This window comes from Ruegeria sp. BHSC037 (assembly GCF_059613045.1).
The window spans coordinates 23,883-47,932 of the sequence record NZ_JBXWRT010000009.1 but is presented as its reverse complement, the minus strand read 5'-3'; the positions used below and the strand labels follow the sequence as shown (position 1 = coordinate 47,932).

General features: G+C 63.8%; 27 protein-coding genes and 1 pseudogene. 16 read left to right on the top strand and 12 right to left on the bottom strand.

All coding sequences use genetic code 11. From position 1 onward, the window contains the following. The first annotated feature begins 4 nt into the window (after positions 1-4). The 3 genes from odhB (at position 5) to lpdA (ending at position 3,242) form a co-directional block, all read left to right on the top strand. Positions 5-1,510 (top strand): 2-oxoglutarate dehydrogenase complex dihydrolipoyllysine-residue succinyltransferase, encoded by a 1,506-nt coding sequence (odhB, locus tag AC2FMN_RS10490; protein ID WP_496688053.1) that lies wholly within the window; start codon positions 5-7, stop codon positions 1,508-1,510. Between the two features lie 4 nt (positions 1,511-1,514). Beyond that, positions 1,515-1,784, top strand: a complete 270-nt coding sequence (locus tag AC2FMN_RS10485; RefSeq protein ID WP_496688050.1) for a hypothetical protein — start codon at positions 1,515-1,517, stop codon at positions 1,782-1,784. Positions 1,785-1,853: 69 nt separating this feature from the next. Beyond that, entirely contained in the window at positions 1,854-3,242 is a 1,389-nt protein-coding gene (gene lpdA / locus AC2FMN_RS10480) for a dihydrolipoyl dehydrogenase (RefSeq protein ID WP_496688049.1), read from the top strand. Positions 3,243-3,260: 18 nt separating this feature from the next. Here lpdA and AC2FMN_RS10475 read toward each other — a convergent pair whose 3' ends face one another. Continuing rightward, on the bottom strand, positions 3,261-3,839 hold the full coding sequence (locus AC2FMN_RS10475) for a TetR/AcrR family transcriptional regulator (RefSeq protein WP_496688046.1): 579 nt from the start codon (positions 3,837-3,839) through the stop codon (positions 3,261-3,263). Between the two features lie 102 nt (positions 3,840-3,941). Between AC2FMN_RS10475 and AC2FMN_RS10470 the strand changes: the two genes are divergently transcribed. Next, positions 3,942-4,535 carry an NAD(P)H-dependent oxidoreductase gene (locus AC2FMN_RS10470; RefSeq protein WP_496688044.1) on the top strand — a complete coding sequence of 198 codons (594 nt, stop codon included), beginning with the start codon at positions 3,942-3,944 and terminating at the stop codon, positions 4,533-4,535. On the opposite strand, the gene AC2FMN_RS10465 is transcribed toward AC2FMN_RS10470, so the two are convergent. The 4 genes from AC2FMN_RS10465 to AC2FMN_RS10450 are packed head-to-tail and all read right to left on the bottom strand — an operon-like array spanning position 4,536 to position 7,441. Next, complete coding sequence (locus AC2FMN_RS10465; protein ID WP_496688041.1) at positions 4,536-5,141, bottom strand: pyridoxamine 5'-phosphate oxidase family protein; 606 nt, start codon at positions 5,139-5,141, stop codon at positions 4,536-4,538. It abuts the gene before it with no gap. After that, positions 5,125-5,868, bottom strand: coding sequence for a lysophospholipid acyltransferase family protein (locus AC2FMN_RS10460; RefSeq protein ID WP_496688039.1), 744 nt, complete (start codon positions 5,866-5,868; stop codon positions 5,125-5,127). The genes AC2FMN_RS10465 and AC2FMN_RS10460 overlap by 17 nt, the downstream gene beginning before the upstream one ends. Beyond that, a complete protein-coding gene (locus AC2FMN_RS10455; RefSeq protein WP_496688036.1) occupies positions 5,868-6,767 on the bottom strand; it encodes a cell division protein FtsX in 900 nt (299 codons plus the stop codon). The genes AC2FMN_RS10460 and AC2FMN_RS10455 overlap by 1 nt, the downstream gene beginning before the upstream one ends. Beyond that, positions 6,764-7,441, bottom strand: a complete 678-nt coding sequence (locus AC2FMN_RS10450; protein WP_496688034.1) for a cell division ATP-binding protein FtsE — start codon at positions 7,439-7,441, stop codon at positions 6,764-6,766. The genes AC2FMN_RS10455 and AC2FMN_RS10450 overlap by 4 nt, the downstream gene beginning before the upstream one ends. A 182-nt stretch (positions 7,442-7,623) precedes the next feature. On the opposite strand from AC2FMN_RS10450, the gene AC2FMN_RS10445 reads away from it, so the two are divergent. Next, positions 7,624-8,367 carry a zinc-ribbon domain-containing protein gene (locus AC2FMN_RS10445; RefSeq protein WP_496688031.1) on the top strand — a complete coding sequence of 248 codons (744 nt, stop codon included), beginning with the start codon at positions 7,624-7,626 and terminating at the stop codon, positions 8,365-8,367. 6 nt (positions 8,368-8,373) lie between these two features. On the opposite strand, the gene AC2FMN_RS10440 is transcribed toward AC2FMN_RS10445, so the two are convergent. From AC2FMN_RS10440 to AC2FMN_RS10430, 3 genes are all read right to left on the bottom strand, one after another. Further along, on the bottom strand, positions 8,374-10,911 hold the full coding sequence (locus tag AC2FMN_RS10440) for a TIGR02302 family protein (RefSeq protein WP_496683255.1): 2,538 nt from the start codon (positions 10,909-10,911) through the stop codon (positions 8,374-8,376). A gap of 36 nt (positions 10,912-10,947) precedes the next feature. After that, positions 10,948-12,213, bottom strand: coding sequence for a diaminopimelate decarboxylase (lysA, locus tag AC2FMN_RS10435; protein ID WP_496688028.1), 1,266 nt, complete (start codon positions 12,211-12,213; stop codon positions 10,948-10,950). Between the two features lie 69 nt (positions 12,214-12,282). Further along, entirely contained in the window at positions 12,283-12,888 is a 606-nt protein-coding gene (locus tag AC2FMN_RS10430; RefSeq protein WP_496688025.1) for a TetR/AcrR family transcriptional regulator, read from the bottom strand. A gap of 151 nt (positions 12,889-13,039) precedes the next feature. On the opposite strand from AC2FMN_RS10430, the pseudogene AC2FMN_RS10425 reads away from it, so the two are divergent. After that, positions 13,040-13,471 (top strand): annotated as a pseudogene (locus tag AC2FMN_RS10425) (DUF8051 family protein). 7 nt (positions 13,472-13,478) lie between these two features. On the opposite strand, the gene AC2FMN_RS10420 reads toward AC2FMN_RS10425, so the two are convergent. From AC2FMN_RS10420 to argH, 3 genes are all read right to left on the bottom strand, one after another. Beyond that, the gene (locus AC2FMN_RS10420; RefSeq protein WP_496688023.1) at positions 13,479-13,934 is read right to left on the bottom strand and encodes a hypothetical protein; all 456 of its coding nucleotides are present in this window, start codon (positions 13,932-13,934) and stop codon (positions 13,479-13,481) included. 257 nt (positions 13,935-14,191) lie between these two features. After that, on the bottom strand, positions 14,192-14,374 hold the full coding sequence (locus AC2FMN_RS10415) for a hypothetical protein (RefSeq protein WP_496682971.1): 183 nt from the start codon (positions 14,372-14,374) through the stop codon (positions 14,192-14,194). Further along, the gene (argH, locus tag AC2FMN_RS10410) at positions 14,371-15,762 is read right to left on the bottom strand and encodes an argininosuccinate lyase (protein WP_496688020.1); all 1,392 of its coding nucleotides are present in this window, start codon (positions 15,760-15,762) and stop codon (positions 14,371-14,373) included. The genes AC2FMN_RS10415 and argH overlap by 4 nt, the downstream gene beginning before the upstream one ends. A 21-nt stretch (positions 15,763-15,783) precedes the next feature. Between argH and AC2FMN_RS10405 the strand changes: the two genes are divergently transcribed. The 10 genes from AC2FMN_RS10405 to yddG all read left to right on the top strand — a co-directional run bounded on the left by AC2FMN_RS10405 (position 15,784) and on the right by yddG (position 23,777). Further along, positions 15,784-16,350, top strand: coding sequence for a TlpA disulfide reductase family protein (locus tag AC2FMN_RS10405; RefSeq protein WP_496688019.1), 567 nt, complete (start codon positions 15,784-15,786; stop codon positions 16,348-16,350). Between the two features lie 81 nt (positions 16,351-16,431). After that, positions 16,432-16,761: a hypothetical protein gene (locus AC2FMN_RS10400; protein ID WP_496688017.1), complete on the top strand. Its 330-nt coding sequence runs from the start codon at positions 16,432-16,434 to the stop codon at positions 16,759-16,761. A gap of 59 nt (positions 16,762-16,820) precedes the next feature. After that, positions 16,821-17,207: a hypothetical protein gene (locus tag AC2FMN_RS10395; protein ID WP_496682978.1), complete on the top strand. Its 387-nt coding sequence runs from the start codon at positions 16,821-16,823 to the stop codon at positions 17,205-17,207. Further along, positions 17,204-18,175, top strand: coding sequence for a sterol desaturase family protein (locus tag AC2FMN_RS10390; RefSeq protein ID WP_496688014.1), 972 nt, complete (start codon positions 17,204-17,206; stop codon positions 18,173-18,175). The genes AC2FMN_RS10395 and AC2FMN_RS10390 overlap by 4 nt, the downstream gene beginning before the upstream one ends. 89 nt (positions 18,176-18,264) lie before the next feature. Then, the gene (locus AC2FMN_RS10385) at positions 18,265-18,456 is read left to right on the top strand and encodes a hypothetical protein (protein WP_496682982.1); all 192 of its coding nucleotides are present in this window, start codon (positions 18,265-18,267) and stop codon (positions 18,454-18,456) included. Between the two features lie 86 nt (positions 18,457-18,542). Beyond that, a complete protein-coding gene (locus tag AC2FMN_RS10380) occupies positions 18,543-19,376 on the top strand; it encodes an EAL domain-containing protein (RefSeq protein ID WP_496688011.1) in 834 nt (277 codons plus the stop codon). Positions 19,377-19,572: 196 nt separating this feature from the next. Then, entirely contained in the window at positions 19,573-20,748 is a 1,176-nt protein-coding gene (locus AC2FMN_RS10375; protein ID WP_496682987.1) for an acetyl-CoA C-acetyltransferase, read from the top strand. A 196-nt stretch (positions 20,749-20,944) separates the two neighbouring features. Next, positions 20,945-21,667: an acetoacetyl-CoA reductase gene (phbB, locus tag AC2FMN_RS10370; protein ID WP_496682989.1), complete on the top strand. Its 723-nt coding sequence runs from the start codon at positions 20,945-20,947 to the stop codon at positions 21,665-21,667. A 299-nt stretch (positions 21,668-21,966) separates the two neighbouring features. Continuing rightward, complete coding sequence (locus AC2FMN_RS10365; protein WP_496688009.1) at positions 21,967-22,914, top strand: transcriptional regulator GcvA; 948 nt, start codon at positions 21,967-21,969, stop codon at positions 22,912-22,914. Further along, positions 22,911-23,777: an aromatic amino acid exporter YddG gene (gene yddG / locus AC2FMN_RS10360; protein WP_496688007.1), complete on the top strand. Its 867-nt coding sequence runs from the start codon at positions 22,911-22,913 to the stop codon at positions 23,775-23,777. Before AC2FMN_RS10365 ends, yddG begins: the two co-directional genes overlap by 4 nt. Here the strand turns inward: yddG and AC2FMN_RS10355 are convergent. Then, positions 23,767-23,937: a YdcH family protein gene (locus tag AC2FMN_RS10355; RefSeq protein ID WP_496682994.1), complete on the bottom strand. Its 171-nt coding sequence runs from the start codon at positions 23,935-23,937 to the stop codon at positions 23,767-23,769. The genes yddG and AC2FMN_RS10355 overlap by 11 nt on opposite strands. Between the last annotated feature and the right edge of the window lie 113 nt (positions 23,938-24,050).

Genomic DNA, 24,050 nt, shown 5'->3' with positions numbered 1-24,050 from the left:
AACGATGACGATTGAAGTTCGTGTTCCAACGCTTGGCGAGTCGGTGACCGAAGCCACCGTTGCGACCTGGTTCAAGAAGCCCGGCGACACCGTGGCGGTCGATGAAATGCTGTGCGAGCTCGAGACCGACAAGGTCACGGTCGAGGTGCCTTCGCCCGCCGCCGGCGTGCTGGGCGAGATCGTCGCGGCCGAAGGCGAGACCGTGGGTGTCGATGCGCTGCTGGCCACGATCCAGGCCGGCGAGGGTGCCGCCCCCGCCCCGGCCAAGGCCGAAGCCGCCCCGGCGGCTGCCCCTGCGGCCTCGGGCGGCAGCGTTGACGTGATGGTGCCCACGCTGGGCGAATCCGTGACCGAAGCCACCGTTTCGACCTGGTTCAAGAAGGTGGGCGACACCGTCGCGCAGGACGAAATGCTGTGCGAGCTGGAGACCGACAAGGTCTCGGTCGAGGTTCCCGCCCCCGCCGCCGGCGTTCTGGCCGAAATCCTGGCCCCCGAAGGCGCAACCGTCGAGGCCAACGGCAAACTGGCGGTGATCTCGGGCGCTGAAGCAGGCGCCGCACCTGCTGCACCGGCCGCGGCTGCCCCTGCCCCTGCAGCAGCCGCCACCGGCAAGGACGTGGCCAATGCGCCGTCGGCCGAAAAGGCCATGGCCGAGGCCGGCCTGTCGGCCGATCAGGTCACCGGCACTGGCCGCGATGGCCGCATCATGAAGGAAGACGTGGCCCGCGCCGTCGCAACCGCCGCAGCCCCTGCCGCGGCCGCCCCGGCACCGGCCGCAGCCCCGCGCGCACCCGTGGCCGCCGAGGATGCCGCGCGCGAGGAACGCGTGCGCATGACGCGCCTGCGCCAGACCATCGCCAAGCGCCTGAAGGACGCGCAGAACACCGCCGCGATCCTGACCACCTACAACGAGGTGGATATGACCGAGGTGATGGCCATCCGCAACCAGTACAAGGACCAGTTCGAGAAGAAGCACGGCGTGCGCCTGGGCTTCATGTCCTTCTTCACCAAGGCCTGCTGCCACGCTTTGAAAGAAGTGCCCGAGGTCAATGCCGAGATCGACGGCAATGACATCGTCTACAAGAACTACGTCCACATGGGCGTGGCCGCCGGCACCCCGCAGGGTCTGGTGGTTCCGGTGATCCGCGACGCCGACCGGATGTCGTTCGCCGAGATCGAGAAGGCCATCGCCGAGAAGGGCAAGCGCGCCCGCGAAGGCAAGCTGAGCATGGCCGAGATGCAGGGCGGCACCTTCACCATCTCCAACGGTGGCGTTTACGGCTCGCTGATGTCCTCGCCGATCCTGAACCCCCCGCAGTCGGGCATTCTGGGCATGCACAAGATCCAGGAACGCCCGATGGTCATCAATGGAGAGATCAAGATTCGCCCGATGATGTATCTGGCCCTGTCCTATGACCACCGGATCGTCGACGGCAAGGGCGCCGTCACCTTCCTGGTGCGCGTGAAAGAGGCGCTGGAAGATCCGCGCCGCCTGCTGATGGACCTGTAATCGCATGGCAACGCACGTACTCTGGCAGGCCGACGTGGCCGATTTCGACGCCTGGCTGAAGGTGTTCCGCGAGGATCAGCCCATGCGCAAGGCGGCCGGGATCGTCGACCTGCATGTGTGGAAAGACCCCGATCAGCGTGACCAAGCGGTGGCGCTGTTCGCAGTCGCCGACCTGGACAAGGCCCGGGCGTTCTTCGACTCGGAAGAACTGGCCATGCATCACGAACGCGGTGGCGTGGCACATATCCAGGTCAAGCTGCTGACACCGGTCTAGGCCGAAACACCGGCGGCCCGCACTTCGGGTCGCCGTTCAAAATACACTCCGCGGATTTGGGAGAACAAAATGGCTAACTATGACGTCATCGTAATCGGCGCCGGTCCCGGCGGCTATGTCTGCGCCATCCGCTGCGCGCAGCTGGGCCTGAAAACCGCCGTCGTCGAAGGGCGCGAGACGCTGGGCGGCACCTGTCTGAACGTGGGCTGCATCCCCTCGAAGGCGCTGTTGCATGCCAGCCACCAACTGCACGAGGCCGAGCACAACTTTGCCAAGATGGGCCTCAAGGGCAAAAGCCCCTCGGTCGACTGGAAACAGATGCAGGCCTACAAGCAGGACGTGATCGACACCAACACCAAGGGCGTCGAGTTCCTGTTCAAGAAGAACAAGATCGACTGGCTCAAGGGCTGGGGCTCGATCCCCGCGCCCGGCAAGGTCAAGGTCGGTGACGACGTGCACGAGGCCAAGAACATCATCATCGCCACCGGGTCCGAGGCGGCCTCGCTGCCCGGCGTCGAGGTGGACGAGAAGGTCGTCGTAACCTCGACCGGCGCGCTGGAATTGGGCAAGATCCCGAAAAAGCTGGTGGTGATCGGCGCAGGCGTGATCGGGCTGGAACTGGGCTCGGTCTATCAGCGTCTGGGCGCCGAGGTGACGGTGATCGAGTACTTGGACGTCATCACCCCGGGCATGGACCCCGAGGTGCAGAAGACCTTCCAGCGCATCCTGAAAAAACAGGGCCTGAACTTCGTCATGGGCGCCGCGGTGCAAAAGACCGAGGCGACCAAGACCAAGGCCAAGGTGACCTACAAGCTGCGCAAGGATGACAGCGAGCACGTGATCGAGGCCGATACCGTTCTGGTCGCCACCGGGCGCAAGCCGTTCCATGACGGTCTGGGGCTGGATGCGCTGGGGGTCGAGCTGACCCCGCGCGGCCAGATCAAGGTGGGCAAGGACTGGCAGACCAACGTGCCGGGCATCTACGCCATCGGCGACGTGATCGAAGGCCCGATGCTGGCTCACAAGGCCGAGGACGAAGGCATGGCCGCCGCCGAAGTGGTCGCGGGCAAGCATGGCCATGTGAATTATGGCGTCATTCCGGGCGTGATCTACACCTGGCCCGAGGTTGCCAATGTCGGCGAGACCGAAGCCACCCTCAAGGAGCAGGGCCGCGCCTACAAGGTCGGCAAGTTCAGCTTCATGGGCAATGGCCGCGCCAAGGCGAATTTTGCCGCCGACGGGTTCGTCAAGATCCTGGCCGACAAAGAGACCGACCGTATCCTGGGCTGCCACATCATCGGCCCCGGTGCGGGCGATCTGATCCACGAGGTCTGCGTGGCGATGGAATTCGGCGCCTCGGCCGAGGATCTGGCCCTGACCTGCCACGCGCACCCGACCTATTCCGAGGCCGTGCGCGAGGCCGCGCTGGCCTGCGGCGACGGTCCGATCCACGCCTGATGAGTTCGGCTCCGGCGGTCAGGCCGCCGGAGTCAGCCACGCCCGCAGATAGGTTTCCAGCCGGTCGGTGAATGTCGTCGCCGAATGCAGGGCGCAGAATTTCAGTGACATGGCCTGGATGGCAAAGGCCTGCACGCCCTCGGCCAGCAGGTCGGTCGACACGTCCTGTCGGACCTCGGCCCGATCCAGCCAAATCATCACGATCCGAAAGTATTTCTCGAAGCAATAGGCGATCGGCCCGATTTCAGAGATCGCGGCGGCACCGGAATAACGGATCAGCAGGTCGAACACATAGCGTTCCGACATCATAAAATCATGCACCGGGGCCAGGGCATCGATGATCTGGGGCACGGTGTTCGGCGGTTCCGCCGCCTGCGCCTGATCCAGACAAGCGTCCAGTTTTTCGCCGATCAGGATCTCCATCAGCGCGTCCTTGTCGTGGAAATGGGCAAAGAAGGTGCCCTTGGCCACGCCGGCGGCCTGCACCACCTCTTCCACGCGCAATGCCTGGTATCCGTTCTTTTGCACCACATCCGCCGCCGCCTGCAGCAGCTTGGCGCGGGTTTTCAGGGTTCGTTTCTGAATTGTCTTTTGCATGAGGCTTGTTCGCATGTTTTTTGACCGTGGTCAAATTTTATATTGACCGTGGTCATTTTTTGATTCTATAAAATGACCATGGTCAATTTTAGGAGAGCTCCGATGCAACCCAAGAAAATTCTCATTCTCGACGGTCACCCCGCCGAAAGCAGCCTGTCGCGCACCTTTGCCGACACCTATGCCCAAGCCGCCCGCGCAAAAGGTCATGACGTGAAAACCGTTCACCTCAGCGATCTGGAGTTCGATTTCGATTTCGGACAGGGCAACTATCATGATTTCAAACCGCTGGAGCCGGTTCTGGAACAGGTTCTGCAGGATTTCGAATGGAGCGATCACCTGGTACTGACGATGCCCATGTGGTGGGGCGGCCTGCCTGCCAAGCTCAAGGGGCTGATCGACCGGATGTTCATCCCGGGCCGCACGTTCGACACCCGCAATCCCAACAAGCTGGGGCTGCCGGCGCCGATGCTGGGCGGGCGGACCGCGCGGGTCATCATCACCTCGGACACGCCGAGCTGGTTCATGCGGCTGGCTTATCGCCGGGCGCTGATTCACCAGATTCGTGGTCAGGTTCTGGGATTTGTCGGATTCAAGCCGACACGGTTCACCTGGTTTTCCGGTGCAAGCTATCCCAAGCAGGACAGCGTCCAGAAATGGATCGCGCGGGTCACCCGGCTGGGCGCAGCGGCAGCGTGATCACCACATCGTCTTTGCGGCGCGCGCACCCCATTCCCGGTCGTAGCGTGCGCCGCCTTCCTCGCCCTGCGACACCTCGGCCAGGATCTCGCCCACTGTCGGCAATCCGGCACTGCGATCGCCGCCGGTCCAGGTTTCGGCCCGCATCAGCGCGCGGGCGCATTGCGTGTAGATTTCCCCGATTTCGATAACGATCACGGTGGCCGGTTGCTTGCCCTTTTTCTCGAACCGGGCGCGCAGGTCGGAATCGGCCGTCAACCGGGCAGTGCCATTCACCCGCACCACGTTGTTCGAGCCGGGCACCATGAACATCAGCGCCACACGCGGATCGCGCACGATGTTGCGCAGGCTGTCCAGGCGGTTGTTGCCGCGCCAGTCGGGTAAGGCAAGGGTGCCGGGGTCAAGTTCCGTGACTACCGGGCCGTCATCACCCCGGGGGCTGCCATCCACCCCTTCTGGCCCCACCGTGGACAGCACGCACAGACGCGACGCCATAATCCATTTACGGTAAAGCGGCGTCAGCTGCCGCGCGACCTTGCGTAACGAGGCCGCCCCGGGGGTGCCGTACAACGTCTCGAGCGCGGTGATGTCATTGATGTACCGCATCCGGATCAAACCCAACTTCGCGCATCAATTTGTTCGAGCGCGTCTCGATCACTTCTTCCAGCCTGGCCAGAAAGTTTTCGCGATCGACACCCGGTTCGATCGGGTCGAGGAACTCGACGATTGCATGGCCGGGTTTACGCAGAATTCCCGACCGGGGCCAGAATACTCCCACATTGGTGGCCGCCGGCACGCAGGGGAAGCCCAGCCCCTCGTACAGAACGGCGGAGCCGACCTTGTAGGGCTTGTAGACCCCCGGCGCCACGCGGGTGCCCTGCGGATAGATCACCAGCTGTCCGGGTTCGGTAAACTCCTTGGCGACGTCCTTGACCATCTTGGCCACCGCGGCGCCGCGTTTGCCTCGATCGACCGGTATACAACCCAGTCGACGTGCGTACATACCGATGATTGGAGTCCACAGCAGTTCGCGCTTCATGATGAACTTGCCGTGGGGAACCGCGTCAAAGATCAGGATGATGTCGAAGAATGACTGATGCTTTGCGGCGATCACCACCTCGCCCGTGGGCACGTTGCCGCGCACCTCGCCGCGAATGCCCACCATCCAGCGCGCCAGCCAAATAGTGGTGCGCGCATAGATCTTGCAGGCGCGCAAGGCCCCGCGCTTGGAGAACAGCGCATAGGGCGCGAAGACCAGGCCCAGAACCGCCATCCATGCGTAGATCGTGACCATGAAGATCAGCGAGCGCACCCATTGGAACGCCATTGCCATCACGAAAGCTCCTTCAATTTGCGACGGGCCGCCGACCATGTCGCGGCAAAGGCCACTGCCGCGCCCAGAATGGGGATTACGGCAGGCAGTAGCCAATCGAATCCCTGAAACCCAAGGCCGGTCAGGAAACCGCCCGCGTCCGAGGCCTCGGGCAGCAGCAGCACCCCGGTCAGGCCCAGAACCGCCCCCACCACGGCACCGAAAAACGCGCGCCAGGTAAACCGCCGCACGAAAGCGCCGGCGATGAAACGGTCGCGCGCGCCGACCTGACGCAACACCTCGATGATCTGGGCGTTGGCCGCAAGCGAGGCATTGGCCGCAAGCGTGATCATCGCCGCCGTGGCCCCACCGATCAGCAAGATCGAGATCCAGCCCAACCGCCGCAACGAGGTAGCCGCATCGACCAGCGGCTCGCGCCAGCGGGAATGGTCATCCAGAACGGCTCCGGGCACCTCGGCCGCCAGCCGCAGGCGCAGGCCCATCGTGTCCAGCCCTGGCTCGCCCTCGATGATTTCGATCAGCTGCGGCACCGGCAGCGTGTCCAGCGGCAGGTCTGGTCCAAACCAGGGGACCAGCAGCGCGGCCTGCTCCTCGGCGCTGATCGCGCGGGCCGAGGCCACGCCGGGGGTCTGTTTCAGAACCTCCAACGCCGCCTGCGTCTGCGCGGCGCGCTGTTCAGCGGGCGCATTGATCCGCAGAGTGGCCGCTCCGGCCAGCTCCGAAGCCCAGCGATCGGCCAACCGGCCTGCGGCCAGCGACAGCGCGAGCGCGAACACGGCCAGAAACGCCATCGCGCCCGAGACGAACAGGGTCAGATGTGCGGTGAAGCCGGTGGGCGGCACCACGCGGTCGGCCCTTGTGTCGCGGCGCAACAGTGTGCGGATGTCCTGCCCGATCATAGGTCTGCCCCTGCCAGATGCAGCCGCCGCCGCGAGATCCGCAGCACCCGCGCCTGCACATGGCTTTTGGCCGCCCGGATCAGGCTCAGGTCATGGGTGGCGATCACCACCGTCTTGCCCATGCGGTTCAGCTCGATCAACAGCTGCATCAGCCGCTGCGACATCTCCCAATCTACGTTTCCGGTGGGCTCATCCGCCAGCACCACGTCGGGCGACAGGATCACCGCGCGGGCCAGCGCAGCCCGTTGCCGCTCGCCGCCCGACAGTTCGGGCGGCAGGGCGTCCATGCGGCTGCCGAGGCCGACCCATGCCAGCAATTCGGCAAGATCGGCACCGTGGGACTCCTCCGCGCGGCCTGACACCATCAACGGCAGGGCCACGTTCTCGGCCAGGGTCATGTGATCCAGAAACCGGCAATCCTGATGCACCACCCCGATCCGGCGCCGCAGCAGGGCCATCTGATCGCGGTCCAGCCGGGCGATGTCCTCATCAAAGGCACTGATCCGCCCCGAACTGGCCAGCAGCGCCCCGTAGCACAGTTTCAGCAGCGTGGTCTTGCCAGCCCCCGACGGCCCGGTGAGGAAATGGAAAGACCCCGGCTGCAACTGAACCGAGACATCGCTCAGCAGCTCACCGCCACCATAGCCGTAGCTGACATTTTCCAGCTCGATCACGCCTGCCCCCATTTTCGGTTGCGCCCTTCTTGCCCGAGCCCGCCCCCGGTTTCAATGCCCGCACCGGGTCCATTTGGCGACACTTGGCACGACCTGCGGAAATCGCGCTTTGCTGATATGTCTTAACGGACTATCATCCTTGGAAAAATGACGAACTGGCCCATGCCGGCCGCGGAGGCTGTATGCGACTAACATGCCCGAACTGTAACGCCCAGTACGAAGTGCCGGACGATGTCATTCCGGAAACCGGTCGGGACGTGCAATGTTCCAATTGTGAACAGACATGGTTCCAACCCAAGCATCCCGAAAAGGACGGTCAGACGGATGTGGCCGAAAATGAGCCCGCACCGACCTCGACCCAGACGCCACCTGAAGACCCAGACGAGCCTACCGCGCCCAAGCCGGAAGACACGGCCAGACCTGCGCCCGGATCCGAAGCCCCGAAACCGGAGCCGCGCAGCAGCGTGGACCCCACAGTCGCCAGCATTCTCCAGGAGGAGGCCGCCCGCGAGGCGGAATTGCGCGCCAAGGAAGGCACCAGCCTTGAAAGCCAGCCGGATCTGGGCTTGGACACTCCGCCCAAACCGGCGCCCGCCACCAAGCCGCCCGCTGCCACCGAAATCGCAGGCAACGCCGCGCAGCCTGGCGCCTTGCCGGACGTGGACAGCATCAATTCCAGCCTGCGCGGGGATGCGGCGGCAGACGCCGCCCCTGCAACCGAGGCGGCACCGCGCCGCTCGGGCGGGTTCATGCGCGGGTTTGCCCTGATGCTGATCATCGGCGTGGTGCTGTTTCTGATCTACGGAAATGCCCGCCAGATCAGCGAGGCGGTACCGCAGGCCGAACCGGTCCTTCAGTCTTATGTGAACCTAGTCGATCAGGCCCGCGTCTGGCTGGAAACGCAGGCGGGTTCGGCAGCCGAATAGGCCGCTTCAGAACCGTTCGAGCAACCGCTTGAGATATTCGAGTTCGATCTTCGGGCGGTCTGTTTCGCCGGTGCGACGGCGGATTTCATCCAACAGCTCGCGCGCCCGACGATAGACGTCTTCGCCCTGCAGCAGGTTCTCGTCCGTCGAGATCGACCCCGCCGCGCCCGGATTCCGGCCCAGCGGATCGCGATTGTTGGCCTGCATGTCGCCATCCTGCGTGCCCTGACCCGGCTGGTTCTGCTGATTCTGGGCCATGGCTTCGCCCAGTGACCGCATGCCCTCGCGCAAGGCCTCCATCGCTTCGGACTGACGGTCGATGGCCTCGGCCAGATCCTGATCGCGTAGGGCCTGTTCGGCCTCGTCCATGGCCCGCCCGGCGCGGCCCAGCGATTCCCGTGCCGCGTCGCCTTCGGGCGTTCCGGCCCCCGGCAAGTTCTGTTGCTGGCGTCGCAATTCTTCCCGCAGCGCCTGCTGGCGATCCGCCAGCATCCCTTCACCGCTCTGGCCTTCGCCGGATTGGTCCGAGCCCTGCCCGCCTTGACCCTCGTGGCTCTGGCCCCGGCCCTGCCCGCCGGACTGGCCCTCGTTGCCCTGGCTTTCACCGGCCCGAGCCCCCGGGTTGAACTGTTCCTGCAGGTCGCGGAAGGCCTCGTCGCTCAGGCCCTGTTGTTCGCGCAGGGTTTCGGCCAAGCCTTCCATGGCTTGTTGCCCTTCCGACTGGCCGCCCTGACCCTGACCTTGGGTCACGCGCATGTTTTCCATCATCTGCTGGAATTCCTCCAGCGCCTGCTGCGCCTCGGCCATGCGGCCCTGTTCCATCAGTTCCTGAATGCGGTCCATCATGCGCTGCAGGTCATCCTGCGTCATCTGCATGGTCTCGCCGTTCTGGTTCTGCTGACCCTGCTGGCCGCCCTGATTCTCTTGCGCCAATCGCTGCAGTTGGCGCAGATATTCGTCGGTCGCCTCGCGCAGTTCTTGCATCAGATCGGCGATCTCCTCGTCGCTGGCGCCGTTCTTCATCGCCTCGGTCAGCCGTTCCTGCGCCCGGCGCATCCGTTCCAGCGCATCCGCCAGCGTGCCTTCCTCGATCAACAGGGCCAGATCCCACAGCGCCTGGGCGATTTCCTCCTGCTGTTCCGGTTTCAGACCGAACTCGGTGAAGGTTTCCAGCCGGCGCAGGATGAAGCGCAGGCGTAGATAGGCGGTTTCCGAGCGGAAGATGTCTTCGGGACGGTGCGACACGGCGCGCAGCACCTGCGCCACGCGCGGCGCGTTGGCCCGCGCCCACAACAGATCGCGCCGCTGTTCGATCACCGCCGCAGCGAGCGGGTCAAAGAACCGACGCGCGGGCAGCGCGGTTTGATAGGGTTCGGCATCCGAAGTCTGATCAGCGGCATCCTGCGCCGACAGGGTTATCCTGACCGGCAGATGCGCCCAGGGGTGCTGCGAGAAATCCTCGATAAGGTCCTCGGTGAAATCGCTGCGGTCGCCGGCGATCGGCATCGGCAGAGGAACGGTGATGGCCTCGCGCGGGTCGGGCACCGTGGCCAGGCCGTAACGGCGGTCGACCGCGGCAAGGTCCAGCTCAATCCGGGCCTCGCCCGAAACCACGCCGTAGTCGTCGCGTGCCGCAAAGGGAAGTTTCATCTGCCCCCCCGCCTCGGCGGTCGGCGGCGCCGCCACGTCGATCTGCGGCCGCGTGTCGGCGATAATCTGGACCGACCAGTCGCGCCCGGCCGGACCTTCGATCGACAGTCGGCCGGATTGCTCGGCGATGAAATCCTGTTCCGGCTCCGTTGCGGCCTCAGCCCCGCCGCGCGAGGTTGTTTCCGTCAGGCTGTGCGCCCCGACCGCACCGTAGAATCGCAGGGTAACATGGCTGCCTTGCGGAATAGACAGGGTCGAGCCGGACTGATCGGCCAGATACAGGGTCGGCAAGCCGGTATAGCGGGGCGGCTCGACCCAGCCTTCCCAGCTGGGACCCTGACCCGCCGTCGCGGCACCCGGCGTCATTTCCGTCACCGACCCGATACGCCAGAACGAGCCGAACACCAGCCCCACCACCAGCGCCAGCATGGCGACGAAGCGCAGACCAAAGGGATCTCTCCGGTTCAGGTCCAGATCCGGTCGGACCGGCCCGGCCTGGGCCGCTCGCGCGGCCATACGCGCCTGATGCGCTCGCCACAGCGCCACCGAATCCGGGTCCATCGCGCCGATGGCCTGATCGTCCATCAAAGCCTGGATAGGTCGTCCGGGCAGGGTTTCGTCCAACCGGACCAGTGCCTGCGCCCGGGTTGGCAGGTGAAACCTGCGCGCGCCCCAAATCAACGTCGCACACAGCGCCACGGCGGCCATCCCGCCCGCGATCCAGACCGTTTCGACGCCGACCATGTCCTGAACGCCCAGCATCAGCAGGCCCAGAACAAGCATCAGCAATGACAGGAAAGGCCAAAAGGCCCGCAACGCCTGCTCGGCCAGCATCCCGCCATGGGTCAGCCACAGGGACGCCTTGGGAATGGGCAGGTTCGATCTGTCGGTCACGGCGGGCCTCCGGGTCAGGCCCGCGCGGTCATCGCGTCAGAGCCATTCCGGTATGGTATCGCGGTTTATGATTTCGTCAAAGGTGGGCCGTTCACGAATAACCGCAAATTGATCGCCATTCACCAGAACCTCGGGGATCAGCGGGCGGGTGTTGTATTCGCTGGCCATCACCGCGCCATAGGCACCGGCGCTGCGAAATGCGACCAGATCGCCGGGGGTCAGCGGCGGCATGTTGCGCTGCTTGGCAAAGGTGTCGCCGGTTTCGCAGACCGGGCCGACGATGTCATAGGGGCGCTGCTCGACCCCCGGTGCGGGTTCGATGACGGGGACGATGTCATGATAGGCATCGTACATGGCCGGACGGATCAGATCGTTCATCGCCCCGTCCAGGATCAGGAAATCGCGCCCTTCGCCCGACTTTACATAGATCACCTTCGACACCATCAGCCCTGCGTTACCCGCGATCAGGCGGCCCGGCTCGATCTCGATCTCGCAGCCCAGATGGCCCAGCGTTTCCTTGATCATCGCGCCGTATTCGACCGGCAGCGGCGGCGCCTCGTTCGAACGCGCATAGGGGATGCCCAACCCGCCACCCAGGTCCAGGCGGTGAATGTCGTGGCCTTGTGCGCGCAGCTGTTCGGTTAGCTCGGCCACCTTGGAGTATGCCAGGCGGAATGGCTCAAGATCGGTCAGTTGCGAGCCGATATGAACGTCGATGCCCACCACCTTCAGCCCCGGCAAGTTGGCGGCATGGGTATAGACCTCGGGTGCACGGGCGATCGGGATACCGAATTTGTTTTCGGATTTACCTGTGGCGATTTTGGCATGTGTCTTGGCATCAACGTCCGGATTCACGCGAACGGTGATCGGCGCGATCACGCCCAGTTCCTGCGCGACGGCGTTGATCACCTCCATCTCGGGTTCCGATTCGACGTTGAATTGGCGAATACCACCTGTCAGCGCGGTGCGGATCTCCTCGGCCGTCTTGCCGACGCCTGAGAACACGATCTTTTCGCCCGGCACACCCGCTGCCTTGGCCCGCAGGTACTCGCCGCCCGAAACCACGTCCATTCCAGCGCCCGCCTGCGCCAGCGTTTTCAGGATGGCCTGGTTGCTGGCCGCCTTCATCGCATAGCAGACCAGATGGTCGGTGCCCGCCAGGGCGTCGTCGAACAGGCGAAAGTGCCGCAGCAGCGTGGCCGTGGAATAGACATAGAACGGCGTTCCGACCGCCTCGGCGATGTGGGCGATCGGGACATCTTCGGCGTGCAGCGCGCCGTCGCGGTACAGAAAATGATCCATGTCTGCGCGCTTAGACCATAACGGCCCCGCGGATCAACGGGGTTTGCGGCGCGGGCAGGCAAACAGGGCCTAGCCCGGTGGCGCCACGCCGCCCCTCAGGCCGGTCTCGAGCAGGGCCAACGTGGCATCGCGCCGGGCCTCAAAGACATCTTCCTCGACCCCGAAGATCGCCAGATGGATCACCAGCCCGTCCAGCATCGCCGTCACCGCCTGCGCCGCGGCCTGCGCACTCAGGTCGCTGCGGATTTCACCCGCGCGGATCAAGGGGGCCAACTGATCCGCATAGTGATCGGCCAGCCAGGCGAAGAACCCGCCGATGATCTCGGCCGCGCGCGGGTCCTGGAAACCGGGGCCCAGCACGTCAAAGAACAGCCGCGTCGCCGCCAGGCGGTCGGCAGGCATGGACAGACGCAGCCCGGTCATGAACTGGTCCAGCGTCTGCGGGGCCGGGATGTCGCTGATGCGAGCGCGGATATCCTCGAAATACCGCCGCAGCAACGCCAGAAGCAAAGCCTCCTTGCTTTGGAAATACAGATACAGTGTGCCCTTGGCCATCGCGGCCTGGCGGGCCAAGTCCTGCATCTTTGTGGCGTGATAGCCCTGATCCAGAAAGCATGCCATGGCCGCATCCAATATGCGCCCCTGCATCTCTTCTCGATCGACGATCTTCGGCATCTTGCCCCTCAATTTTCTTACGGCTTTCTTACGGCGCGCCCCTCTTGACGCAGACTGGACGCAGCGTCACGCAATTTCAATTTTTTGATGACTACCGGGTCATTAAAGCCGTCTCCATTTATGACCCACCAGTCATTAATAGGGTCCTGTCATGGCGCACTCGTCACAAATCAACGCCGGCCCAACGCGGCCTGTGGCGTCCCAACACACGGCCACAGCCGCCAAACTGATGCTTCTCCTCGTCGCCAGCTTTGTCACGCTGGTCCCCGGTGGCCCGATCGAGACCCGGGACTTTTCCGGGCTGGGCGAAACAGTATTCTGGGGTTTCAACGCCTTTCTGATCGCGCTTGCTCTGCTGGCCGTGGGGTCGGCGGTGGCCATGCTGCGCGGCTCGGCCGTCGCAAGCTGGGGCGCCATCGTGGCGGCCTAGGGATACATCTTCGTGGTCCTGCTGGACCTGGGTCATGTGTTCCCGACATCACCCGACCCGATCCCGCTGATGCTGGGGCTGGTCGAGATCCTGGATTTCATCCTGGCCGTCTATGTCCTGGCGCTGGCCCATCGCGGCCTGGGCCATTTCTGAACCCGCCTCACACACCCGAACCAGAGCTTGGGCCACGCCACGACAGGCGCGGCACCGACGCCTGTTGAACATCCCAAACGAAAGGAAAATTCATGTTGTTCACGGAACAATTCAAAGTGGCGGCCTTGCCGCTGGCCCTGATCACGGCCACCTGCAGCGGCACCGGGCGCAACACCAACCCGTTCTGGCAGCCGAGCCGGGCCCGGCTTATGCCGCTGATCTGGACCAGTGCCGCGCCCTGGCCAAGTCCCAGAACCTGTGGAACCCGGAAACTCGGTAACAGGCCCTGATCGAGGCCGGAGTCGGCGCTCTGGCCGGTCTGTCGGACGATACGGTCGGCAACGCCGAAGGCGCTTTGGCCGGTGCGGCCGTGGGATCGGCGGCGGGGGCCGTCGCTGGCGCGGCCGAAATGCGCAATACCCGGCGCGACATCTTGATCGAGTGTCTGCGCCAGCGCGGACACTCCGTGGCCGGCTGACAAACGCAGGCAACCGATCAGAAGGTCTTTGAAATCCCTGACCGCGCGTAACCAGAAACGGACACTCCAGCCCCTGAGCGCGCGGGCTCTTCCACAGGCTGCGATCGCTGTGCGCTCGTGGACTCGCAGGCCGCCAGTACAGCAAGCGACAAGATCAGGCCGATCAGTTTCATATCTATGCCTTTTCCTCGGGTCACATGCGACATGGTGGCTGGCGCGCCGCTTTCAAGCAGATTGCGGGATCAAATCCCGAAAAACACGCTGATCGGCCCCTTGTGCAAGCCAACCCCGCCACCGACATAAGCGCCGCTGCTCGACACGCCCACATTGGCGTTCAAGGTCGGCTGAACGGGCTCTCCGTCGGCGCCGCAGGCTGCCAAAGCCAAGGCGGCCGCGATCAGGGCAATCACGCGCAAGGTTGTCATTTCAGCAACTCCTTCCAACGGGCGATCTGAGCCCGGACCTGGTCCGGGGCCGTACCACCATAGGACTGGCGCGAGTTTACCGAATTATCCACGCCAAGGACAGAATAGACATCCTGCGTGATGCCCGCGTGGACCGATTGCATGTCCTCGAGCGTCAGATCGGGCAGGTCGCAGCCCTTCTTCTCGGCCATGGCGACCAGCGATCCGGTGACGTGGTGCGCATCACGGAAGGGCAGGCCCAGCACACGCACCAGCCAGTCGGCCAGATCGGTCGCGGTGGAAAAGCCCGAGCCGGCGGCAGCGGCCAGGCTGTCGCGGTTGGCGGTCATGTCCTTGACCATGCCTTCCATTGCGGCCAGCGCCAGCATCCAGTTGTCGGCGGCGTCAAAGACCTGTTCCTTGTCTTCCTGCATGTCCTTGGAATAGGCCAGCGGCAGGCCCTTCATCACCATCATCAGCGCCGTGTTGGCACCAAAGATCCGGCCCACCTTGGCGCGGATTAGTTCAGCGGCGTCGGGGTTCTTTTTCTGAGGCATGATCGACGAGCCGGTCGAGAACCGGTCGGACAGGGTGACGAAACGGAACTGGGCCGAGGACCAGATCACCAGTTCCTCGGCAAAGCGCGACAGGTGCACCGCGCAGATCGAGGCCACCGACAAAAATTCCAGCGCGAAGTCCCGGTCGCTGACCGCATCCAGCGAGTTGGCGGCGGGCCGGTCAAAGCCCAGCGCCTGCGCCGTCATGTGCCGGTCGATCGGGAAAGACGTGCCGGCCAGCGCCGCAGCACCCAGCGGGCATTCGTTCATCCGGGCGCGCGCATCCCGCACGCGGCTGAGGTCGCGGCCGAACATCTCGACATAGGCCATCATGTGGTGGCCCCAGGTCACCGGCTGCGCGGTCTGCAGGTGGGTGAAGCCGGGCATGACCCAATCGGCCCCGGCCTCGGCCTGCGCCAAAAGCGCGCGGATCAGGGCCAGCAGGCCGGATTCGGCGGCGTCCAGCTGATCGCGGACCCACAGTTTGAAATCGGTCGCCACCTGGTCATTGCGGCTGCGGCCCGTGTGCAGGCGGCCTGCGGGCTCGCCGATGATCTCTTTCAGCCGCGCCTCGACATTCATGTGGATGTCTTCCAGCGCAGTCGAAAACTGGAACTCACCGCGTTCGATCTCTGACAAAACGGTGAGCAGCCCTTCCCGAATGGCCTCGGCATCACTATCACTTATGACGCCCGTGGCGGCCAGCATGGCGGCATGGGCACGCGAGCCCGCGATGTCCTGGGCCGCCATCCGTCGGTCGAACCCGATCGAGGCATTGATCGCCTCCATGATCGCGTCTGGTCCGGCGGCAAAGCGGCCGCCCCACATCTGGTTCGAGGATTGTTCGGTCATGCTGGAAAACCCGGAGTTGATATGCGCCTGTTTCGTCTGATCCCCCTTTATATGGCCCTTGCGCTGGGTGCAAATGCCGCTTTGGCCGCCGACACGCAGGCCTTGGCCGACCTGCGCGAGGGCAGTCTGAAACGCCTGATCCTGCATTCCGAGCCGAAACCGGTCTCGGACGCGGAGTTTCTGCTGGAAGATGACGGCGGCACGGCCACACTGGCGGACTATCGCGGCAAATACGTTCTGCTGAACTTTTGGGCCACTTGGTGCGCACCCTGCCGCAAGGAGATGCCCCAGATCGCCGAGTTGCAGGAGGAATTCGGCGGAGACCAGTTCGAGGTTCTGACACTGGCCACCGGCCGCAACTCGCCCGCGGGGATCAAGAAGTTCTTTGACGAAAACGGCATCACCAACCTGCCCCGCCACCAGGACCCGAAACAGGCCGTCGCGCGTGAGATGGGCATCGTCGGCCTGCCGATCACCGTGATCATCGACGCCGAAGGCCGGGAAATTGCGCGGCTGATCGGCGATGCCGAATGGAACTCGGACAGCGCCAAGGCGATCATCGCGGCCCTGCTGCACCCCGAAAGCTGACCGCCTGACGGGCCTTTTGTGCTAGACTGGAACCGGCCTGAACAGGGCCGGTTTTTCATTGGAAACAGACAGGAGGCTGAGATGAAACCGGTGGTTTTGCTGATCGGCCGGCTACCCAACGTGATCGGCGACGTGGCGCGGCAACTGGACCACCTTCCGATCCGGTGGCTGGGCGCGCATGATCCGGACGAGGTGCGGCGGCAACTGGACGCCGAACCGCGCATCGCCTGCGCGATCATGGGCGCGGGCCTCGATGACAAGGTGCGCGGCGAACTGTTGGGTATCATCGCGGCGCGGCGGCCGGATATCTGCATTCACCTCAAGGATCGCGCCTCAGGGCCCGAGGGGCTGGTGCCCTTCGTCGAGCGCGTTGTCCGACACGAACTGCTGGAGCCGCACGACGGCACCTGACGCAACGCCACCTTTGACAGGGCCTGACCCCGCTTGCACTCTGCCTGCGGGAGGACATCATGCCGCTGGAAATCCTGCTGGTTCTGGTGGTCGGTGGCATTGCCGGCATCACCGCACTGCTGCATCTGACAGGCAAATCGCGCCTACGCGTGCTGAGCGCAGATACCGCGCGCGCCGAATGGGTGCGCCATTTTCCCGACGACACCATCATCGACGTCACCCTGACCCATGACGGCCACGCGGCGCTGGTGCGCACCGAGACCGGGCCGGGCCTGTTGTGGTCCTTTGGCGCCGACACGGTGGCCCGCCACCTGCGCGATTTCGACTGGATCGACCACCCCGAGGGCATCGAGGTCCAGTTCCACGACTTCGCCACCCCCGGCGTCACCGTCCGCCTTGACGAAACCGAGCGCCGCCACTGGCGCCACCTGCTGGAGCCCGCATGACCGACCAGATCAGTTTTCCCGATGTCGTCCAATGGGCAGTCCCGTTCTTCATCGCCGCCATCCTGGCCGAATTTCTATGGATCGCCATGAAGGGCCGTGGCGGCCGGTATGAAACCCGCGACGCCGTGACCTCGCTGATTATGGGGGCAGGCAACATCGCGTCCGGGTTCCTGCTGGGCTTCATCGCCTATGGATTCTTCATGTGGCTGTGGAAGATCACGCCCTTGGATCTGGGCACATCGATTCCGGTGATCATCCTGTGCTTTGTGCTGGATGACCTGCGATATTACTGGGTGCACCGGTTCGGGCACCGCATCCGCTGGGTCTGGGCCAGCCATGTGAACCACCACAGCTCGCAACACTACAACCTGACCACCGCCCTGCGGCAGACCTGGACCTATACCTTCACCTTCATGATGGTCGTGCGTGCGCCGCTGATCCTGCTGGGGTTCCACCCGGCGATGGTGCTGTTCTGCGGCGGCCTGAACCTGATCTACCAGTTCTGGATCCACACCGAGGCCATCGGCAAGATGCCGCGCTGGTTCGAGGCGGTCATGAACACTCCCAGCCACCACCGCGCCCACCACGGCCGCAACGCGCGCTATCTGGATTGCAACTATGCCGGAGTGTTCATCATCTGGGACAAGCTGTTCGGCACATTCGTCCCCGAGCAGGAGCACGACCGGGTCGATTATGGCTTGGTGCATAATATCGGCACCTTCAACCCGCTGCGCGTGGCCTTTCACGAATGGGTGGCCATTTGGCGTGACGCGACCCAACCGGGCCTGACCCTGAAACAGCGGCTGGCCTATTGTTTTGCCCCGCCGGGCTACAGCCATGACGGCAGCCGCGACAGCTCCGAGCAGATCAAGGCCAAGCACCTGGCCCGCCACCCCGAAGATCGCGGAACACCCGGTTTCGAACAATTCGATAAAAATCTGCCCAACCAACAAGCGGAACGGGCCTGATCACGCGGTGGTGATAGCAGGCCGGCCTTGAAACTCCGCCCCCCGGAACCACGTCTCCTTGGGTAAATTTGCCCAACCCGGAGGTCCCGATGACACGATTCACAGTTTGTTCGACCATCGTCGGTCTGTTGGGTCTGGCCACCGCAATGCTCAGCGCACTGGCCGCGCAACCGCTGTCGGGGCTTCTCGTTCTGGGTCTGGCCGGTATGGGGTTCGGGATGCTGGGCGCTGTCATCGGCGCCGTCGTGGCAATGCAGCCAATCACCTCGTCCACCCGCTGAAGCGGCCCGCCCTTAACCGCAAATTCACCTGTTGCACGCGAAACTGAGAGGGAACCGATTTCGGTGTCTCAGAAGGATTCGGCGCGATGGGGAAAAAGGATTTGTCAGATCTGCCGGAAGGCGCGGACAGCCCGCTGAATTCGGCCGTCTCTGCGCGCGACAGATCGGCCGTACAAATGGCGACCGAGGCGGTCAGGCACAGGCAATGCCACCTGGCCTATCAACCGGTGATGCAAGCCCGGCCGCCCCACGGGGTCGCCTTCTACGAAGGGTTCATCCGCGTTCTGGATGAAACCGGCCGGGTGATTCCCGCGCGGGAATTCATGCCGCAGGTCGAAAACACCCCGATCGGGCGCGATCTGGATTGCGTGGCGCTGGAAAAAGGCTTGCGGGCAATGGCCCGCAACCCCGAAATCCGACTGGCCATCAACATGTCCGCACGCTCGATCGGCTATGCGCGCTGGTCGCGCGTGTTGGAGCGGTTTTTGAAACGCGACCCCACCATCGGCGAACGGTTGATCCTGGAAATCTCCGAGGATTCCGCCATGCAGGTGCCGGAACTGGTGATCGACTTCATGGACCGACTGCAGGACAAGGGGGTCGCCTTCACGCTGGATGATTTCGGAGCCAGCAACTTCAGCTTCCGCCATTTCCGCGAGTTCTTTTTCGACGCCGCCAAGATCGACGGACAATTCGTGCGCGGCATCAGCACCAACCCCGACAATCAGGCGCTGGTCCGCGCCCTGATCGCCGTGGCCCGCGAATTCGAAATCCTGGTGATCGCCGAATCGGTCGAGACCCGGGAGGACGCCGAGTTCCTTATGGCCAGCGGCGTGGATTGCCTTCAGGGATTTCTGTTCGGCGCCCCGTCGGTCAAACCACCGTGGGAACAGAAAAGCGCCGAGAAAACCGCAAGTTGAGCGCCTCATGACCGCGCTACCCCGTCCCCCGGTCGCCGTCTGAGACAAGCTGTCCGTTGCTGCACATGCAGCGTTGCGCTATTGCAGAGGGGCTGGAGCGGGGGATCACGAGGCGCTCTTGCATCGTCAGAGAGGCTCTCTGCGACCTGCGCCGTCAGATTTCCCATTAGGACCATGACGGTAAAGGAATGACTCAATGACAAACGTTGTAATCGCATCCGCCGCGCGTACGGGCGTCGGCAGTTTTGGCGGTTCGTTCGCGAACACCCCCGCACATGATCTGGGCGCGGCCGTTCTGGAAGCCGTCGTCGAACGCGCCGGGATCGATAAGGCTGAGGTGAGCGAGACCATCATGGGCCAGGTCCTGACCGCGGCACAGGGCCAGAACCCCGCCCGTCAGGCCCACATCAACGCCGGCTTGCCCACGGAAAGCGCGGCTTGGGGCATCAACCAGGTCTGCGGCTCGGGGCTGCGCGCCGTCGCACTGGGCGCTCAGCACATCCAGCTGGGCGATGCCGAGATCGTCTGCGCCGGCGGACAGGAAAACATGACCCTGTCGCCCCATGCGGCATCGCTGCGCGCAGGCCACAAGATGGGCGACATGACCTATATCGACACGATGATCCGCGACGGTCTGTGGGATGCGTTCAACGGCTACCACATGGGTCAGACCGCCGAGAACGTGGCCGAGAAGTGGCAGATCAGCCGCGACATGCAGGACGAATTCGCCGTGGCCAGCCAGAACAAGGCCGAGGCCGCGCAGAAGGCCGGCAAGTTCAAGGACGAGATCGTGCCCTTCACCATCAAGACGCGCAAGGGCGACATCGTGATGGACAGCGACGAATACATCCGCCACGGCGCCACCATCGAAGCCATGCAGAAGCTGCGCCCGGCCTTCACCAAGGACGGAACCGTGACGGCGGCAAACGCGTCCGGCCTCAATGATGGCGCAGCGGCGACCCTGCTGATGTCCGCCGACAACGCGGAAAAGCGCGGGATCGAGCCGCTGGCCCGCATCGCGTCCTACGCAACCGCCGGGCTGGACCCGTCGATCATGGGCGTCGGGCCGATCTATGCCTCGCGCAAAGCGTTGGAAAAGGCCGGCTGGTCGGTTGACGACTTGGATCTGGTCGAGGCCAACGAGGCCTTTGCCGCACAGGCCTGCGCCGTGAACAAGGACATGGGCTGGGATCCCTCGATCGTAAACGTCAACGGCGGCGCCATCGCCATCGGCCACCCGATCGGTGCGTCGGGCTGCCGGGTTCTGAACACCCTGCTGTTCGAAATGAAGCGCCGGAACGCCAAAAAGGGCCTAGCAACCTTGTGCATCGGCGGCGGCATGGGCGTTGCCATGTGCGTGGAGCGTCTCTGAGGCCGAAGCCGGGTAGCCGGCCCCGCCGTACCGCCTTTGGGGTGGCCCTTGCGATCCAACGCGCAAGGGCCACAAGGATGACGCAACCCGGCAACTCTTCTGCGGCGCGGCAATTTTCCGGAGAAAGATTATTGCGTAGCTGTAGCGGTTTTTGTAGCAACATTATCAAGCCATATTTTCAATGGAGGAGTCCTAAATGGCACGAACAGCTCTCGTAACTGGCGGCACCCGCGGCATCGGCGCGGCGATTTCCAAGGCGCTGAAGGCCGAAGGATACAATGTCGCCGCCTCGTATGCGGGGAATGACGAGGCCGCGGCCAAGTTCACCGAAGAAACCGGCATCCCCACCTACAAATGGAACGTCGCGGACTATGACGAGTCCAAGGCCGGGATCGCAAAGGTCGAAGCGGATCTGGGGCCGATCGACATCGTGGTCGCCAATGCCGGCATCACCCGCGACGCGCCGTTCCACAAGATGACCCCCGAACAGTGGCACCAGGTGATCGACACCAACCTGACGGGCGTGTTCAACACCGTCCACCCTGTCTGGCCAGGAATGCGTGAGCGCAAGTTCGGCCGGGTGATCGTAATCAGTTCGATCAACGGTCAGAAGGGCCAGTTCGCCCAAGTGAATTACGCCGCCACCAAGGCGGGCGATCTGGGCATCGTCAAGTCGCTGGCCCAAGAGGGCGCTCGGGCGGGCATCACGGCCAACGCGATCTGCCCCGGCTACATCGCGACCGAGATGGTCATGGCCGTTCCGGAAAAGGTACGCGAGGCCATCATCGGCCAGATCCCAGCCGGTCGCCTGGGCGAACCGGAAGAAATCGCCCGCTGCGTGGTGTTCCTTGCTTCCGACGATTCGCAATTCATCAACGGTTCGACTATTTCGGCCAACGGGGCGCAGTTCTTCGTCTGATCGCGCTTGAAAAACGAAATCGGGCCGACCCCTTGGGCCGGCCCTTCTTATATCCCGTAAGAACGCGCGCGCTGCGCTCAGCGGGAACCCGTGACCCATTTCCAGAAACTCCGGACCAGCGCGCCACGCTCTTGATGAGCGCGTAGAATCGCCTTTTGCGCGGCGGGGTTTGTCGTCATCTCGATCATGGCGGTCCCTTTCTGATTAAATTGAACTTGACTTGCACTAAATATGACTTTTGCTCTTAAAGGGCGCAAACGAGAGTTTTTCCCATATCGCATAAGAATTTCTGAATCGAAATGAGTGATCGCCTTCCCCCGCTGACCGCCCTGCGCGCCTTTGACGCCGCTGCCCGACACATGTCCTTTGCCAAGGCCGCGGACGAGTTGAACGTCACGCCGGCAGCCTTGTCGTTTCAGATCAAGTCGCTGGAGGAACACCTGGGCCAGCCGCTGTTCCGCCGCCTGAACCGCGCGGTCGAACTGACCGAGGCCGGGCGGACTCTCGCCCCCGGCGCGGCCGAGGGCTTTGCCCGGCTGCAAGCCGCCTGGGCCGCGACGCGCCGGTTGCAGGACAACACGTCACTGACGATCACTGCGGGTCCGGCCCTGACGGCCAAGTGGCTGGCGCCGCGCCTTTATGAATTCGCCCGTGCACATCCCGAGATCGACCTGCGGTTCTCGGCCACCTTGCGCAACCTGGATTTCGACCGCGACGACGTGGATGTGGCGATCCGGTTCGGCTATGGGCAGGATGACGGACTGTATTCGGTTCCGGTGCGGCCCGAGTGGTTGACCCCGGTCATGACACCCGAACTGGCCGAGCGGTATCCGACGCCGCAAAGCCTGACCGAGGCGCCCCTGATCCATGACGACTCGATCGGTTTCCTGAACCCGCCCTGTGACTGGCCCGCGTGGTTCCGTGCGGTCGGGGTGGACTTCACGCCGACCCATGGCACGCATTTTTCAAACGCCGACCATGCCATCGACGCGGCGGTGGCGGGGATGGGCGTTGCGCTTGGGCGGCGGCCCATGATCATGAAGGACGTGATCGAGGGCCGACTGGTCACCCCGTTCAGGATCGCTATCGAAACCAAGGCCCGGTTCCGGTTCCTGTGCCGCAAGGGCGAAGAGACCCGTCCTCAGATCGCAGCCTTTCGCGATTGGTTCCTTGCGGAAATCGAAAAAACTGCGCACATATCCGACGGTTTCACAATCATCCCGGTCGAGGACATTTCCCCCGCATGACCAAGACCCGTGCCACCGCCGTCGGTTTTGTCGCCGTATTGTTGTGGGCCTTGCTGGCCCTGTTCACCGTTGGCTCGGCCCCAACTCCGCCGCTGTTGCTGAACGCGATCTGTTTCAGCATCGGCGGCACGCTGGGGCTGATCTGGACATGGCGCAGCGGCGGGTTGACCCAGTTGCGTCAGATCAGCTGGAAGGTGTTCACCTTCGGCACCTTGGGGTTGTTCGGGTATCACGCGCTGTATTTCTCGGCCCTGCGCATGGCGCCTGCAGCTGAGGCAGGTTTGATCGCCTATCTCTGGCCGCTGCTGATTGTGCTGTTTTCGGGACTGCTGCCCGGAGAAACCCTGCGCGTGGGGCATCTGCTGGGGGCCTGTCTGGGCTTTTCCGGCGCCGCGCTCATCATCACCGGCGGCGGCAGCACCGGATTTCGGGCGGAATACCTGCCCGGCTATGCTCTAGCGCTGCTGTGCGCGCTGACATGGTCGGGGTATTCCGTGCTCTCGCGGCGGTTGGGCCAGACACCCACCAGCTCGGTCGCGGTATTCTGCGTGTTGACCGCGCTTGCCTCGTGGGCGCTGCATTTCGTCCTCGAGCACACAGTTTGGCCGCAAGGCACATTGGGCTGGGCCTCGACCGTCGCGCTGGGGCTGGGGCCGGTGGGGCTGGCCTTCTATGTCTGGGATATCGGAGTCAAGCAGGGAGACATCCAAATGCTTGGCACCAGTTCTTACGCGGCGCCACTGCTGTCGACCCTAGTGCTGGTTGTGGCCGGGATCGCCGCGCCCTCTTGGACGCTGGCGATCGCGGCCGTTTTGATAACCGGCGGCGCCGCGATTGCGGCGCGGGCCAGCCTCAGGCGCTGACGGAGAGACGCTCGATCTCTTCCTTCAGCTTCAGCTTCTGTTTCTTCAGTTGGGCAATGTGGAGATCGTCAATCCCGGGCGCGCGCTGGGCTTCTTCGACCTGGAGACTGAGGCTTGCGTGCTTCTTCTTCAGTTCACTCAGATGTGCGCTAACGCTCATGGCGATCCTCCTTCTCTGTTGATCTATCTGACATGGGAAGTTGACCACAACATTTCCACCCTGTCACGCTGCAGACGCACAGAATCTGTCACAAATCCGACAATTTCGGCTGG